At 33.8% G+C, this 15,131-nt stretch carries 16 protein-coding genes; 3 read left to right on the forward strand and 13 right to left on the reverse strand.

From position 1 onward, the window contains the following. Nucleotides 1-104: 104 nt before the first annotated feature. Nucleotides 105-1,118 (reverse strand): type I glyceraldehyde-3-phosphate dehydrogenase, encoded by a 1,014-nt coding sequence (gap, locus tag Q3907_RS08990; RefSeq protein ID WP_040466502.1) that lies wholly within the window; start codon nucleotides 1,116-1,118, stop codon nucleotides 105-107. A gap of 193 nt (nucleotides 1,119-1,311) precedes the next feature. On the opposite strand from gap, the gene Q3907_RS08995 reads away from it, so the two are divergent. Both Q3907_RS08995 and Q3907_RS09000 read left to right on the forward strand, forming a co-directional pair. Next, the gene (locus Q3907_RS08995) at nucleotides 1,312-1,806 is read left to right on the forward strand and encodes an Lrp/AsnC family transcriptional regulator (protein WP_295644078.1); all 495 of its coding nucleotides are present in this window, start codon (nucleotides 1,312-1,314) and stop codon (nucleotides 1,804-1,806) included. Next, complete coding sequence (locus Q3907_RS09000) at nucleotides 1,806-2,966, forward strand: pyridoxal phosphate-dependent aminotransferase (RefSeq protein WP_301898036.1); 1,161 nt, start codon at nucleotides 1,806-1,808, stop codon at nucleotides 2,964-2,966. Before Q3907_RS08995 ends, Q3907_RS09000 begins: the two co-directional genes overlap by 1 nt. Before the next feature lie 53 nt (nucleotides 2,967-3,019). Here the strand turns inward: Q3907_RS09000 and Q3907_RS09005 are convergent, their stop codons facing one another. From Q3907_RS09005 to Q3907_RS09040, 8 genes are all read right to left on the reverse strand, one after another. Next, nucleotides 3,020-4,708, reverse strand: coding sequence for a phospho-sugar mutase (locus Q3907_RS09005; RefSeq protein WP_301898042.1), 1,689 nt, complete (start codon nucleotides 4,706-4,708; stop codon nucleotides 3,020-3,022). Between the two features lie 73 nt (nucleotides 4,709-4,781). Next, entirely contained in the window at nucleotides 4,782-5,048 is a 267-nt protein-coding gene (locus Q3907_RS09010) for a phosphocarrier protein HPr (protein ID WP_003866017.1), read from the reverse strand. A 61-nt stretch (nucleotides 5,049-5,109) separates the two neighbouring features. Beyond that, nucleotides 5,110-5,535 carry a DUF523 domain-containing protein gene (locus tag Q3907_RS09015; RefSeq protein ID WP_295644084.1) on the reverse strand — a complete coding sequence of 142 codons (426 nt, stop codon included), beginning with the start codon at nucleotides 5,533-5,535 and terminating at the stop codon, nucleotides 5,110-5,112. Continuing rightward, nucleotides 5,535-6,974, reverse strand: a complete 1,440-nt coding sequence (gene glgA / locus Q3907_RS09020) for a glycogen synthase GlgA (protein WP_295644087.1) — start codon at nucleotides 6,972-6,974, stop codon at nucleotides 5,535-5,537. The genes Q3907_RS09015 and glgA overlap by 1 nt, the downstream gene beginning before the upstream one ends. Then, entirely contained in the window at nucleotides 6,974-8,089 is a 1,116-nt protein-coding gene (gene glgD, locus Q3907_RS09025; RefSeq protein WP_295562414.1) for a glucose-1-phosphate adenylyltransferase subunit GlgD, read from the reverse strand. Before glgD ends, glgA begins: the two co-directional genes overlap by 1 nt. A 2-nt stretch (nucleotides 8,090-8,091) precedes the next feature. Beyond that, entirely contained in the window at nucleotides 8,092-9,231 is a 1,140-nt protein-coding gene (locus tag Q3907_RS09030) for a glucose-1-phosphate adenylyltransferase (protein WP_301898037.1), read from the reverse strand. A gap of 115 nt (nucleotides 9,232-9,346) precedes the next feature. Further along, entirely contained in the window at nucleotides 9,347-10,567 is a 1,221-nt protein-coding gene (locus Q3907_RS09035) for a chloride channel protein (RefSeq protein WP_301898038.1), read from the reverse strand. A 62-nt stretch (nucleotides 10,568-10,629) separates the two neighbouring features. Continuing rightward, nucleotides 10,630-10,998, reverse strand: coding sequence for a desulfoferrodoxin family protein (locus tag Q3907_RS09040; protein WP_295644096.1), 369 nt, complete (start codon nucleotides 10,996-10,998; stop codon nucleotides 10,630-10,632). A gap of 63 nt (nucleotides 10,999-11,061) precedes the next feature. Between Q3907_RS09040 and Q3907_RS09045 the strand changes: the two genes are divergently transcribed. Beyond that, nucleotides 11,062-11,853 carry an RluA family pseudouridine synthase gene (locus Q3907_RS09045; RefSeq protein WP_295644098.1) on the forward strand — a complete coding sequence of 264 codons (792 nt, stop codon included), beginning with the start codon at nucleotides 11,062-11,064 and terminating at the stop codon, nucleotides 11,851-11,853. Here Q3907_RS09045 and Q3907_RS09050 read toward each other — a convergent pair. From Q3907_RS09050 to Q3907_RS09065, 4 genes are read right to left on the reverse strand one after another with little or no spacing between them, the layout of a single operon-like run. After that, nucleotides 11,826-12,305 (reverse strand): prepilin peptidase, encoded by a 480-nt coding sequence (locus tag Q3907_RS09050; RefSeq protein ID WP_301898039.1) that lies wholly within the window; start codon nucleotides 12,303-12,305, stop codon nucleotides 11,826-11,828. The genes Q3907_RS09045 and Q3907_RS09050 overlap by 28 nt on opposite strands. 34 nt (nucleotides 12,306-12,339) lie before the next feature. Then, on the reverse strand, nucleotides 12,340-13,536 hold the full coding sequence (locus tag Q3907_RS09055; protein ID WP_295644100.1) for a cation:proton antiporter: 1,197 nt from the start codon (nucleotides 13,534-13,536) through the stop codon (nucleotides 12,340-12,342). Between the two features lie 15 nt (nucleotides 13,537-13,551). Continuing rightward, on the reverse strand, nucleotides 13,552-14,439 hold the full coding sequence (locus Q3907_RS09060) for an RluA family pseudouridine synthase (protein ID WP_301898040.1): 888 nt from the start codon (nucleotides 14,437-14,439) through the stop codon (nucleotides 13,552-13,554). Continuing rightward, nucleotides 14,426-15,067, reverse strand: coding sequence for an HAD family hydrolase (locus Q3907_RS09065; RefSeq protein WP_301898041.1), 642 nt, complete (start codon nucleotides 15,065-15,067; stop codon nucleotides 14,426-14,428). Before Q3907_RS09065 ends, Q3907_RS09060 begins: the two co-directional genes overlap by 14 nt. Between the last annotated feature and the right edge of the window lie 64 nt (nucleotides 15,068-15,131).

The raw sequence follows: 15,131 nt of genomic DNA on the forward strand, positions 1-15,131 counted from the left end.
CGTTGTATGAGTGTTGATTTTAGCTTTATATCCTAATTTATTAAATGTGTCTTAATATATAAAAAAAAGGAATCCGATTGGATTCCTTAAAAGTCTTACGATAATTAAGCTAATTCTGAAAAATACTTAATTGTACGAACCATTTGGCTAGTGTAAGAGTTTTCGTTGTCGTACCAAGAAACAACTTGTACGTGAGTAGTTCCGTCACCTAATGAGTGAGCCATTGTTTGAGTAGCATCGAACAATGATCCGTAACGCATACCAACGATATCACTAGATACTAATTGTTCTTCAGTATATCCGAATGATTCAGTTGTAGCAGCTTTCATAGCAGCGTTGATTTGGTCAACTGTAACTTCTCCGTCAACAACAGCTACTAAAATAGTAGTTGATCCTGTAGGAGTTGGAACACGTTGAGCAGATCCGATTAATTTTCCGTTTAATTCAGGAATAACCAATCCGATAGCTTTTGCAGCACCTGTTGAGTTAGGAACAATGTTAACTGCAGCAGCACGGCTACGACGTAAATCACCTTTACGTTGAGGTCCGTCTAATGTCATTTGGTCACCAGTGTAAGCGTGAACTGTAGTCATGATACCTGATTTAATTGGAGCTAATTTGTTCAAAGCGTTAGCCATTGGAGCTAAACAGTTTGTTGTACAAGAAGCTGCAGAAATTACTGTATCTTCTGGTTTTAATGTTTCGTGGTTTACATTGTAAACGATTGTTGGTAAGTCATTTCCTGCTGGAGCAGAGATAACAACTTTACGAGCACCTGCTTTAATGTGTGCTTCTGCTTTAGCTTTTGAAGTATAGAATCCTGTACATTCTAATACTACGTCAACTCCTAATTCACCCCAAGGTAATTTAGAAGCATCAGCTTCTGCGTAGATAGTGATTTCTTTTCCATCTACTGTAATTGAGTTTTCACCAGCAACAACTGTGTCAGCCTTAGCGTAAGTTCCTTGAGTTGAATCATATTTCAACAAGTGAGCTAACATCTTAGGGCTAGTCAAGTCATTGATAGCTACTACTTCGTAGCCTTCAGCACCAAACATTTGACGGAATGCCAAACGTCCGATACGTCCAAAACCGTTAATCGCAACTTTTACTGTCATGTCAGTAAATCCTCCTTTAAATACCATTGTTATTATAAAAGCCTACCGTTAATTTGTCAATTCTCTAACAAGTAAAACTTTTAACAACTAACAACCATTTATATTTTAGACTATTTACAGTTCATTCTCAAGCTTTTTCATACTTTTTACATAACCTTAATTGTGATATTATAATTCAAAAGGAGGAATGAAAATGAACCAAAGTTTAATCCTAGATTTATTAGAAAACAATGCTCGTCTGACATCACAAGATTTGGCTGACATTTTAAACGAAGATGAAGCAGGCATTAAATCCGAAATACAATCTTTAGAAAAAGACAAAATTATTTGTGGTTATCACACTATTATCAACTACAATAAAGCGTTAAAAGATCAAAAAGTTTTAGCATATATTGAAGTAAGTTGTACGCCTACAAGAAATAGAGGATATGATAAAACAGCGGCATTGATTGCCAATTATCCTGAAGTGGATACTATGTATCTATTAAGTGGGGATTGCGATTTCTTATGTTTAGTACAAGGTAAGACAATGTTTGAGGTTGCCCGTTTTGTATCTGATAAAATTGCTTGTGTTGAAGATGTACGATCTACTAAAACTTTATTTGTTTTAAAACAATATAAACAAAGCGGTATTGTCATGATTGACAAGCCCGAAGACAAAGAATCAAGATTGGTTGTGACTCCATAATGAAATGTTTATCTACAAAAGCAACATCCATTAAACCTAGTGGCATCCGAAGATTTTTTGATTTAGCAAGCACCATGGAAGGCGTTATCTCTTTAGGTGTTGGCGAACCTGATTTTGCGACACCATGGCATATCTGTGAAAATGCGATTCATTATATGAGCACAGGACATACACACTATACCGCAAATCGTGGCTTAATTGAACTTCGTGAAGAAATCTGTAAATTTCATAAAGAACACTATAATCAAATATATGATCCTGAAAATGAAGTGATTGTTACAATTGGTGGTAGCGAAGCCATAGATCTTAGTATGCGTGCTTTATTAAATCCAGGCGATGAAGTCATTGTATTAGATCCTAACTATGTTGCCTACGCACCTAGCGTTACTTTAAGTGATGGTATTGTTGTCCCTTTACAATTAAAAGAAGAAAACGACTTTAAAATCATTCCAGAAGATTTAAAGAAAGTCATTACGCCAAAGACAAAAGCTATGATTATTAACTACCCTAGCAACCCTACTGGTGGTGTCATGACCAAAGAAGATTATGCCAAAATTGTTGATATCATCAAAGAATCTGGCATTTATGTCGTCAGTGATGAAATCTATGCAGAGCTTAGCTTTGATCAGCCATTCGCTTCTTTAGCACAATTTGATGAAATTAAATCTCAAATCATTGTCGTTAATGGTTTTTCAAAAGCCTACGCAATGACAGGATGGCGACTTGGATATTGTATGGCCAATAAAGAGCTTTCTTCTGTCATGAATAAGATTCACCAGTATGTGATTATGTCAGCTCCTGTTATGTCCCAATATGCAGGTCTTGAAGCTATAAAAAACGGGTATGACGATGTATTGATGATGAAAGAAGATTACCTAAAAAGAAGAAACTTCTTAGTCAATCGATTAAACCGAATGGGCCTAAAGACAAATATGCCACACGGCACATTCTATGTATTTTGTAACATTCAATCGACAGGCCTTGATTCAGAAACATTCTGTGAAAGATTACTACAAGAACAAAAAGTTGCCTGTGTACCTGGAAACGCTTTTGGAAATAGCGGAGAAGGATATGTCCGTATCTCTTATGCGTATAGTATTGACCACATTAAAGAAGCTGTAGTCCGACTAGAACAATTTCTTAAAGATTTAGACAAATAAGTCTAAATCTTTTTTTACAAAATTAAAAGGATGTCTTTAGACATCCTTTCATGCTATTCAGCAATCAAATCATCCATTGCCTTTTGGAAATGAACTGTTTTGTTGTGAGCATCCTCTTTTGAAGCTCCCTTGATGCAATAATAGAATTTACATTTTGGTTCTGTTCCACTAGGACGTACCGCAATCCAACTTCCATCTTCTAGATAGTATTTTAATACATCGGACTTAGTGAATCCTGTAAGTTCAGTAACTGTATCTCCTTCTTTGATTGTGCATTCTTTATAGTCTTCACTACGAACAACTTTAGTTCCACCAATTTCAGTTGGAGCATCTTTTCTTAATGTAGCTAGAATTTCTTTTATGCGCTTAGCACCTGCTTCACCAGCTAATGATAATGCCACTTGACTTTCTTCATATGTACCATGACGATCATATAGACTATCCAATACATCAACTAAATCTTTTCCTTGTTCTTTATAGTACGCACAAGCTTCTGCAAGCATTAAACAAGCTTGAGGCGCATCTTTATCACGAACGAAAGGTTTGATCAATGAGCCATAACTTTCTTCATATCCAAATACATAATTCTTTTCATGTGTTTTTTCGTATTTAGCTACTTTTTCACCGATAAATTTAAATCCAGTCAATGTTTTTTCTGTTGAAACACCATAATCAGAAGCTACTTTTTCTCCTAAATCACTTGTAACAACTGTATTGAACATAACAGGATTTTCAGGCATCTTACCTTGTTTTTGAAGTTGTGAACAAATATATTCAATTTCAACAGAACCAGACTGGTTACCTGTTAAAACCACATATTCACCATTATGTAATACTCCTACACCCATACGGTCAGCATCTGGATCACAAACTAAGATTAAATCAGCATGATTTTCTTTTGCGTATTTCAATGATAATTCATATGCTCCAGCTTGTTCAGGATTTGGTGTTGGTGTATTTGAAAAATCTGGATCGGGACTACATTGTTCAACCACTGGAATGCAAGTGTATCCAGCACGTTTATAAACTTCTTGAACAGGGATATTTGCAGTTCCATGCTCTGGTGAGAATACGATTTTGATATCTTTTTTAACTTCAGGATTTAATTGAATACTCAATACATTCTTGTAGTATTCTTCATCGACATCTTTACCAATGACTGTAATTAATTTCTTTTGCTCTTCTGTACAATTTGCATCAATTGCTAATTCATCTTCAATCGCGTTAACTCTTTCAATAACTTGACTAGCTAAACATGGAATCAATTGACATCCTTTACTATCATACAATTTATAACCATTATATTCTTTAGGATTATGACTTGCTGTGATCATAATACCACCAAAGCATTTTAAATGACGTACGGCAAAACTTAATTCTGGTGTTGGTCTTAATGATTCAAACACATACGATTTAATATTATTTTTTGCTAATAGATCAGCACAGTCAAACGCAAATTCTTTTGACATATGACGATTGTCATACCCAATCGCAATACCGGCTTCGCAACCATTATTTTCGTTAATGTAGTTTGCATATCCTTGAGTAGCTTTACGAATTGTATGAATGTTAATACGATTTGTTCCTGGACCTAAAAGACCACGCATACCTGCTGTTCCGAATTCAATTGTAGTATAGAATGCATCATTTTTTTCTTCAGCATCCATAGCTTCTAAAACAGGTTTATATTGAGGGGCTAAATTCTTATGATTTAACCATTTTGAATATCTTTCTTCAACAATAGACATTATTCATTCTCCTTCTTTTCTAGCATTGAAATAAAAAAGGTCTCATAAACTATGAGACTTTTCTTAATTAAGCAATGATCTTTTGAGCACGCAATACTTCTTCGATTGCAGCTACAGCAGCATCTTCATCTTCGCCTGAACAGCTAATTGTGATTTCTGACTGTGTAGGAATTCCTAAAGACATAACTCCCATGATAGATTTCATGTTTACTTCACGTCCTTTGAAAGCTACATTGATTTCGCTTTTGAATTTACTAGCAGCGTTAACAGCTACAGTTGCTGGACGTGCGTGAAGACCTACTGGATCTACTACAGTTACAGTTACTTGTTTCATAATTATCCTCCTAAATCAAATCTAAATGTATTTTATGACATTTTGCCAAAGAAAACAATACCTAAACGAATTTTTCTGATTCCGCTTCCATAATTGGAATATCTAAACTTTGCAGCATTTGTGCAAAGACACCACTACCAGCTATAAGATTCCCTTTAAAAGTCCCATCATAAATTAGAGAATACCCGCAACTCGGTGATCTTCTTTGCAAAATCGCAAAATCAACTTGTTTTTCTTTCGCTATATTTAGAGCTATTTCTGCCCCTTCGATAAACTGTTTTGTACAATCATTCCCCTCTTTATCCATAACTTTATCCCCTACTTTTTCACAAGGAATACGGGGACAAGTAAGTCCTCCAAGCATTTCTGGACAAACAGGAATTACTTCATGTTCTTTTAAAAGTTCAACAATTTTCGAATTGTAATTGTTTTTTCCGTTGTACTTACAGTCATATCCTAATAAACATGCACTAACAAGAATTCTCATTAGTCTACTAATTCATCATACAACAAAGAATATGTTTTAGCACTTTGTTGCCATGATACATCTGTGTTTAACGCATTGCGCTGTAACATTTCCCAATCTTCTTTGCGATTATAGTAAACATCACAAGCATAATACAATGTGTGGATCAATTCATTTGAATCGTAGTTCTCAAAACTAAATCCATTTCCTGATTTTTCATATTCATTATATGCATCGACTGTATCTTTTAAACCACCTGTTTCACGAACAAGAGGTAAAGTACCATAACGCATAGAACACAATTGTGAAATACCACATGGTTCAAATAGACTAGGCATCAAGAATAAATCACTTGCCGCATAAATACGGTGTGCCAAACTTTCGTTATATCCGTAATAGAAACAAATTTTGCCTTTGTTTCCATCTTCTAATTCACGGAATTTATTTTCAATTTGGCTTTCTCCACTACCTAAAATAACCAATTGAATTGGAGCTGCACATAATGCATCTAATTGCTCCATCAACAAATAGAATCCTTTTTGCCAAGTTAAACGCGAAACGACACCAACCATCATAACATCTGGATTCTTTTCCAATCCAAGCTCTTCCTGAAGAGCCATTTTGGCTTTTTTCTTTTGGACCGCAATATTCACCTTATCAAAATGATAAGGAATTTCTGGATCTGTACTAGGATTCCATAGCTGGATATCAATACCATTTACAATTCCCCATAAATCATATTTCCGCATATTCAATACAGCTTCTAAGTGTTCACCATATTGAGGAGATAAAATCTCTTGTGCATAAGTTGGTGATACAGTTGTAACTTTATCGGCATATAAGATACCAGATTTCATAAATGAAATTCCACCATCAAAACGCACATTACCATTGTCTAGTAAATAGTATGGTAAGCCTAAGCAACTATCTAACATTTCAGGACCAAAGTTTCCTTGATATGCCATGTTGTGAATTGTATAAACAAAGCGAATAGCACGATATCTAGGATCTGCATCATGCGTTTCTTTTACCATACAAGGAATCATACCTGTATGCCAATCGTGGCAATGAATAATGTTCGGCCAGTAGTTCAACTGATTCAACATTTCAATAACAGCTTTTTGGAAATATCCAAAACGTTCACCATCATCTTGATAACCGTATAATGAATCTCTTTCAAAATATCCTTGATGTTGAATGAAGAAGAAACAAACATTATCTACCATTTTTGAGAATACACGTACTGGTACTTCATGATAATTGATTGAAACTGAATATTCACAGTCAAAATGAAGTTCATTATAGTATTTATCACTAATTTTCTTATATAAAGGCATTACAACCTTAACTTCATGTCCTCTTTCAGTAAGTGCCTTTGGTAAAGATCCAATAACATCGGCAAGTCCACCTGTCTTAATGAATGGTAATCCTTCCCCAGCAACCATCAAAATTGATGCCATTAAACATTCTCCCTTCTACCAATATACAAAGGTTGTTCTTCTAAACCTGCTAAATCTTTTTTCTTTGCGATTCTTGAATGTTTATCAACAATCACATTCTTCAAGTGTGCACCATCCGCAATTTCTACATCTGGCATAATAATACAATTTTCAATTAATGCATTTTTTCCAATTTTACAAGAACGACCAATAATTGAGTTCTTAACTACACCACTGATTTCACAACCATTTGAAATCAATGAACCTGTTGCCGTACCACCATTTAAATAAATAGCTGGAGCTGAATCACTTGTACGAGTATACACAGGCCATTCTGGATCATTGATATCTTTCATTTTTTCTTCTGTTAAGAATTGCATATTACTTTCATAATATGATTTTAAATCATTGATAACATAAATGTGTCCACGATAATTCAATCCACGAATATCCATATCTACACATTTGTCATTCAAAATATCTTTAAACCAATACATTGAACTTGTTTCTTGAGCCTCTTCAACTAACGTTTTGAAGATTTCTTTTGACATAATGTAAGTTTGTAAAGATAAATATCTAGACTTATAGTTTCCTAAGTTTTGATCAATGCTCAATACACCACGTTGTTTATTCATTTGAAGTACATCACATCCAATGTATTTTTCTTTTGCGTTATCAACATGTTGATATAAAACAGAAACTTCTGCACCACTTTCAATGTGCTGTTTCAACAATTCTTCATAATTTCCTTTATAAAGCATATTAGCTGGAGCAATCACAACATAATCATTGTGGTTTTCCATAACAGCATGAATATTTTCAGCATAACATGAAATATCTGTAGTAAAACGTGAAGTTCCACCATCTGTATATACAGGCACTAACGATAAGTGTCCATGTTTTGAGTTGATATTATAGTGACGACCTGTACCAACATGATCAATTAAAGAGCGAGGATTACCATTTACATAAATTTGAATATCATCAATACCTGAATTTGACATATTTGAAATCGCAAAGTCAACTAAACGATAACGTCCTAAAAAGCTGAATGCAGCAATTGGACGATATTTTTGCATACCTTCTACATATACAGAAGAATCATTGTAAGTAATTATTCCTAAAGCGTTACACATAATTATTCACCCTTCTTTACTCTTTTTGAAATCAATACGATTTCTTCACTGTCTGGACTACCCACAACAGCACCATCATCAATCTTCACACCATCCGCAACAATTGCACGATAGACTCTTGCATCCTTACCAACTTTTACATTTGGCATTAATACAGCTTGAGATACAAACGCACCTTCATCAATGTCAACATTGTTAAATAATACGGAATCCACTGCATGTCCTCGAATTACAGCACCTTGGTTGATGTAGCAATGTTCTACTTTTCCAGTTGGTCCTACATAGTGAGGTAAAGTTGGAATATCTTCTGTATAGATTTTCCAATTTGGATCATCCAAATTCAGTTCATTATTTTTGTTTAACAAGTCCATGTTTGCTTCCCACAATGAATCAATTGTACCAACATCTTTCCAATATCCTTCAAATTTATAAGCATATAAACGTTTATTTGCGTTTAAGAAGTTAGGAATGATATCTTTACCAAAGTCATGGTGACTACCTTCAGCTGTCATATCTGAAATCAATTCTTTACGCAATTGTTTCCAGTTAAAGATATAAATACCCATACTTGCTAAATTGCTCTTTGGATGTTCTGGCTTTTCTTCAAATTCTACAATTCTTCCTTCTTCATCTGTATTCATAATACCAAAACGACTTGCTTCTTTCATTGGAACTGGAAGTACTGCAATTGTACAATCGGCATTATTTGCCTTATGACAAGACAACATATCTGCATAATCCATTTTATAGATGTGGTCACCTGAAAGAATCAATACATATTCAGGATCAAACTTGTCAATAAAGTCAATGTTTTGAGTAATGGCATCTGCCGTTCCTTGATAAACGTCAAATTTTGTTCCATCTTTTTCTCGTGGCGGCAAAACATAAACTCCGCTTCCACGTGCATCAAGTCCCCATCTTTGTCCAGCGCCAGCATACGCATTTAATTCTACAGATTCATACTGAGTTAAAACGCCTACAACGTTGATATCTGAATTCGCACAGTTACTTAGCGGGAAATCGATAATACGATATTTTCCTCCGAAATAAACAGCCGGTTTCGCATTCTTTTTAGTTAGTTCTAAAAGACGTGTACCACGGCCACCCGCTAAAATCATGGCGAGCATATTATTCTGTTTCATAATCATCCTCCTAATAATACTCTTTATATAAATAAAGTATAGCACTTTTTCAAATAAAATCTACTTATTTAAGGAAATTTGTATGCGTTTTCAAATCGCTATAAAAAAAGACAAATCATTCTCTGACTTGTCTTTGTAAAGCATAAATCGATTCATTTTGATTTACTATATAAGCTATAGCACATACTACAAAGAAGAACGGAAAATATTGATATCCAAACACCTCCATGCCTATCGCAATCGGTGCTAAAAAAGTATTCGTTGCAGCACCAAAAACGCTACAATATCCTAAAGCTGCCACAAATAAAGGGTTTAACCCAAAAACAGGCGCAATTATAACTCCTAGACTTGATCCAATCGCAAATAATGGTGTAACTTCTCCACCTTGAAAACCAGCTGATAAAGTTAAAATTGTTAAAACAAATTTTAAGATCCAATCATAACTATATATCTTTTCCAATGTAAAAGATCCCACAATCAAGTTTTCACCAACACCCGAATAACGACATTTACCAAACACAAATAATAAAACGGCCACAAGAATACCCATCATAAAAATACGTTTATAAGGATTCTTTATTTTATTTGTCACAAAAGCTTTTGTATGCTTTAAAGAAAATGCAAATAATCCTCCAATCAAGCCAAATAAAATTCCTAAAACTAATAGTTTTATGGATAGTTCGACATCTAAATCACTTACACTTCCAATTTTAAATGTACTCTTATGTAATCCAAATAAACTAGAAACATAAGCTGCTGTAAAACTAGCCGGAATTGCACATGACATAGCTCGATATTTTAAGGTTCCCGCAACAAGTACTTCTAAAGCAAAGAAAATAGCCGTAATTGGAGTCCCAAATAAACCAGCAAAACCAGCCGCCATACCTGCAACCATGAAGATAACACCACTATTTTTAAAACGAAAGTACTTTCCAAAATAATGAGATACCGTTGCCCCTATCTGCATCGCAACTCCTTCTCGACCAGCGCTACCCCCAAAAAAATGCGTGATCCATGTCGATACAACCATAAACGGAGCCATACGAAGTGGAATCCAATCACTCTTTCCTTGATCTACCTCAAAGACAAGTCCCATGCCTTTTCTAGAGATTCTTCCCCAATGATCAAATAAGAATACAATTGCCAAACCTGCAAAAGGAAGCCCTACTAACATAACACATCCCATATGTTCCCTAAAATTTAAGATCCATTCTAGACCTTTGCCAAAAACAACTTCGCAAAGCGCAACAATTGCACCAATAAAAATACCACAAAAACACTTTAATACGATTTCATCATAAATTTTAAATGATTCTCTTAATTTCTCTTTATACATGCTTTTATTATAAAAAAACAGATTGTTTATTTCAACAATCTGTCATCATTTTTACATTTCCGTTACAATTCTATTTCATTTTTCCACAAACCATGCAAGTTACAATACTCATACACAATCACCTTGCCTGTTCTTCCTTTTGGATCGAAAACATATTCTGGTTTCATTCCTGGTACTAGTCCTGCACGATCCACAGTTCCATCACTATATTCAACCCAGATATTTGTGATATAGTGTGCTTCTAACATTGGATGTTCAACACTTCCAACTACAACTTTAAGTTTATTATCTTCTACACTTACTTGTGGAACATGTTTTTCTTGTGCTGCATCCACTTCACCAGCTTTTAATTCACGATACCCACTAGGAACAACATCCATCATCAATCCTTCAACGACACTACCAGTTTCTAAATTTTTAAAGATTTTCATACAGTATTTCCTCCTGTTCTTCTATTGACATTATGCCACGCATCATTAAAATATTCTATTGATATGCTCATAAAAAACATAAATGAAAACTACATGCAATATACAACAACTTCTCAAGAAATCTTTGAGACTTTTTGTATTTCAAAAGCCCATAAAAAATATTTAAAAATAGATGAAGAGAAAAAAATGGTATATTTTAACTACCCAAAAAAAGATGTTGAAATCAATTATGAACCCGTTGATATTTTATATGAAGATACCTTTCTAATAGTAGCATTTAAACCACCCTTTTTATTAGTACACGATGACGGAAATAATCAAGATACTCTACAAGCTCGAATTAATGGATATTTACAATTAAACGGAAATAAATATCCTGCTCAAGCTATTCATCGAATTGATTATGAAACAAGTGGTTTAGTCTTATTTTGTAAGCACCCATTCTTTCAGGCCTATTGCGACAAAAATATGGAAGAACACCATATTAAAAAAGAATATATTGCCTTAGTACAAGGCCATACAAATTATAAAAATAAAAAGATTATTTCAAATATTGCCAGAGATCGTCATAATGCCAAAAAGATGATCATTCATCCAAATGGAAAAGAAAGTATTTCCATATTCAACACAATTAAAAATTATAAAGATTGTTCATTAATTCAAGTAACGATTCTTACTGGAAGAAAGCATCAGATTCGCGTTCAATGTGCTTCTTTAAACCATCCCATTTTAAATGATTCTTTATATGGCGGTAAAATAACTGATGATACAGGACTTTTACTTCAAAGTCATCATATTCAATTTAATGATGTAGATATTACTTGTCCTCAAGAAAAAAGATTTATTAGAAAATGAAAAATCGTATATCCTTTCAACACGGCAATCCACACACCGATGCATAAGCATGACACATATGGAAGGATATGCTTTTTTTTATATAAAATCCAAAGAAATCCAAGTAAAATACTAATATATAAAGCTACAAGCATTCTTTCTATCCCTAAATATAATCCAAAAAAAGTCAAATAACACACATCAGCACTGCCAATCCAATCTGATTTAATCAATTTAATTGTTCCACTGACAAAAAGAAAAACTAGACTTGTACAGATTCGATTTAATACTGGCACATAACTTGAACAAAAGAATAAAAGAAGTATCGATGGAAAAATCCAATACTTTTCAATATACATCGTTTCATAGTCTTTTTTGGCAAGAAAATACAAGAAAAGAACTAAATAAACAGTCGATAGTTGAAATGGTTTGATTAAAAAAGTAATGATAAGCATAAAAAAAAGAGTCTTCATACTTTCAGTATAAAGACTCAATGTGAATTTATTATTAACAATTTGCAGTTTGTACAAAATCTGCATCATTTGGTTTCTTTTTATATACGATTTTTAATAAGATTGGTGTAATAACCGTTGTGAAAACGACACACAATAATACTGGAGTCACAAAGACTTCAGGTAAAATACCTAATGCCATACCTTTATTTGCGACAATCAAGGCAACTTCACCACGACTAATCATACCACATCCAACACGAATGGCTTGTGTAGGTGTATATTTACATACAATAGCACCTAGACCACATCCAACAATTTTTGTCAAAACGGCAACCACACATAATACAATAACTAACTCAATAAGTTTGGCATTCCATGTGATTGGAGAAAGTTTTAATCCAATACTCGCAAAGAATACAGGTGTAATCAACATATAAGATAATGTTGAAATACGTTTTGTGACATAATCACATTGTCTTGTACCTGAAAGAATCAAACCAGCCACAAAACTACCAGTGATATCTGCAACACCAAAGAAGGCTTCTGAACAGAAGGCCATAATCAATGCGAACGCAAAAGATACGATTGAATATCTTTGTAGTCCACCACATGAATCATGTTCAAACCACCATGAGAATACTTTGTGTAAAATCAGACCTACAACAACGGCAAACACAAAGAACAATAAGATTTTAAACATAACAACACCAATATTAACTGAACTATCAGCCATACCTGTTACTAATGTTAAACAAATAATACCTAAAACATCATCAATAACAGCTGCTGCTAGAATCGCATTTCCACTTTCTGTAGACATACATCCCATTTCTTTTAATGTTTCTACCGTAATACCAACACTTGTAGCTGTTAAAATAACACCTAAGAATAAGTTGTGTAACCATGCATCTGGTCCAACATTATAGAATCCACCAACCACGTATCCAACAGCTAATGGAACCAACACACCAAGTGTCGCAATAATAAATGCTTTTAGTCCTGCTTTCTTTAAATCTGTAATGCTTGTTTCAAGACCAGCCGCAAACATTAAGACGATAACACCAATTTCCGATAAAGATTCAATTAACTTACTTGGCTCAACTATATTTAATACCGCAGGCCCTAAAACGATTCCTGCAATCAATGCACCTACTACAGATGGCATACGTAATCGACGAGAAAAAAGTCCAAAGGCTTTTGTCATTAATAAAATTAAGGCAATATCTAATAAATATCGATATTCTTGCATATTCATACCCTCCTACTATGCTCTTGGAATTTCAAACACCGTTTGTTGAAGTGGCAAATCTACATCATGAAATTCCAACCGATATGCCATCAATTCTATCGGCCTTTTCTTTCCATGATATCCATATTTGACGTCACCCACCAAAGGATGCTTTATATGCCCCATTAAGGCACGAATTTGATGAAATCTTCCTGTATGAAGTGTAATTGTACATATTGAATTCTCGCCATCATTTCTTTCAACATGTACATCCATTAATGCTTTTTGATAGCCTTCTAATTTTTTATCACTTACCTTCGCAATGGTATTTTCTTTGCGAATGTAATAGCACATAGTAAAATCCTTTTGTTCAAAAGTACCCACAACATAGGCTCGATACATCTTTTGAATCGTACGATTTGCGATTGCCTCATTTACTTTTCTTAACGCATTCGCATTTTTTGCAGCAATCACTAGACCCGTCGTATTTCGATCTAATCTATGACAAATACTAGGCGCAAAAGAATGTTCCTTATTTGGATCATATTCGTTTTTCTCCATTAAATATGCTTGCACACGATTCACTAGACAATCTTGATTTTGACTTTGATCACTCTGTGATAATAAGCCATAGGGTTTATTCACAATTAAGATATTTTCATCTTCATAAATAACATCTAATTTTGACGATATATAATTTGTTTCCACTTTTTTCTCTTCTAAAACATCCGGAGGTAAAAATAATAGAATACTATCATTTTCCTGGATCTTCTGATCAAAAGTACAACGCTTACGATTCACTTTTATTTTTTTATTTCGAATCGCCTTATACATCATTGACTTGCCTAGTTTAGGAAAAGTTTTCATTAAAAACTTATCTAATCTTTGATTCGCATCATTTTGATTGATCTTAATCTCTTTCATAAATAAAATCCAAACTTTCCATTAAACTGTCCATAACCGGTACATTCACACTTTCTAAAGTCTTACGATTTTGATGACCCGTTGTCACCAAGATACATTTAGCATCAATACTCTTTGCGACATCATAATCATGCACGCTATCACCTACAAAATAAATTTCATCATCCAGGCTGCATGTTTGTTTAAACGCATGGGCTAATTCCACTTTACTTTTCGCATAGATATCATTGATTCCATAAATTGAATCAAATAAAGTATCTACATTTAAATTTTGCATTTGTCTTAGAAGATAATCCATCTTACTTGCAGAAAGTACAGTTTGTGAAAAGCCTAAACACTTGGCCTTTTCTACAACATTCAATGCATCTGCATGTAAATTACAATCATAACTTTTTTCTTGATAATCTTCCATATATTCGTGAGCTAATATGGAAAAAGGTATTTTATCAAAATTAAAGCCAACCCTTTTGTAATAATCTTCTATTGGAAAAGTAAATACTTCACGATATTGACTTAGAGTATCCAAAGGTTTCAAATCATGACTGACTAAAAGACGGTTGATACAAGAAAAACATAAATCAACATCATCTAACAAAGTTCCGTTCCAATCCCATACAATTTTTACCAAACAATTCACCCCGCACGGTATTATATCACTATTAGCAAAAAATAATAATATTTTATACTAATTA

Origin of the sequence: uncultured Holdemanella sp. (genome assembly GCF_958348295.1) — a bacterium.
Classification (GTDB): domain Bacteria; phylum Bacillota_I; class Bacilli_A; order Erysipelotrichales; family Erysipelotrichaceae; genus Holdemanella.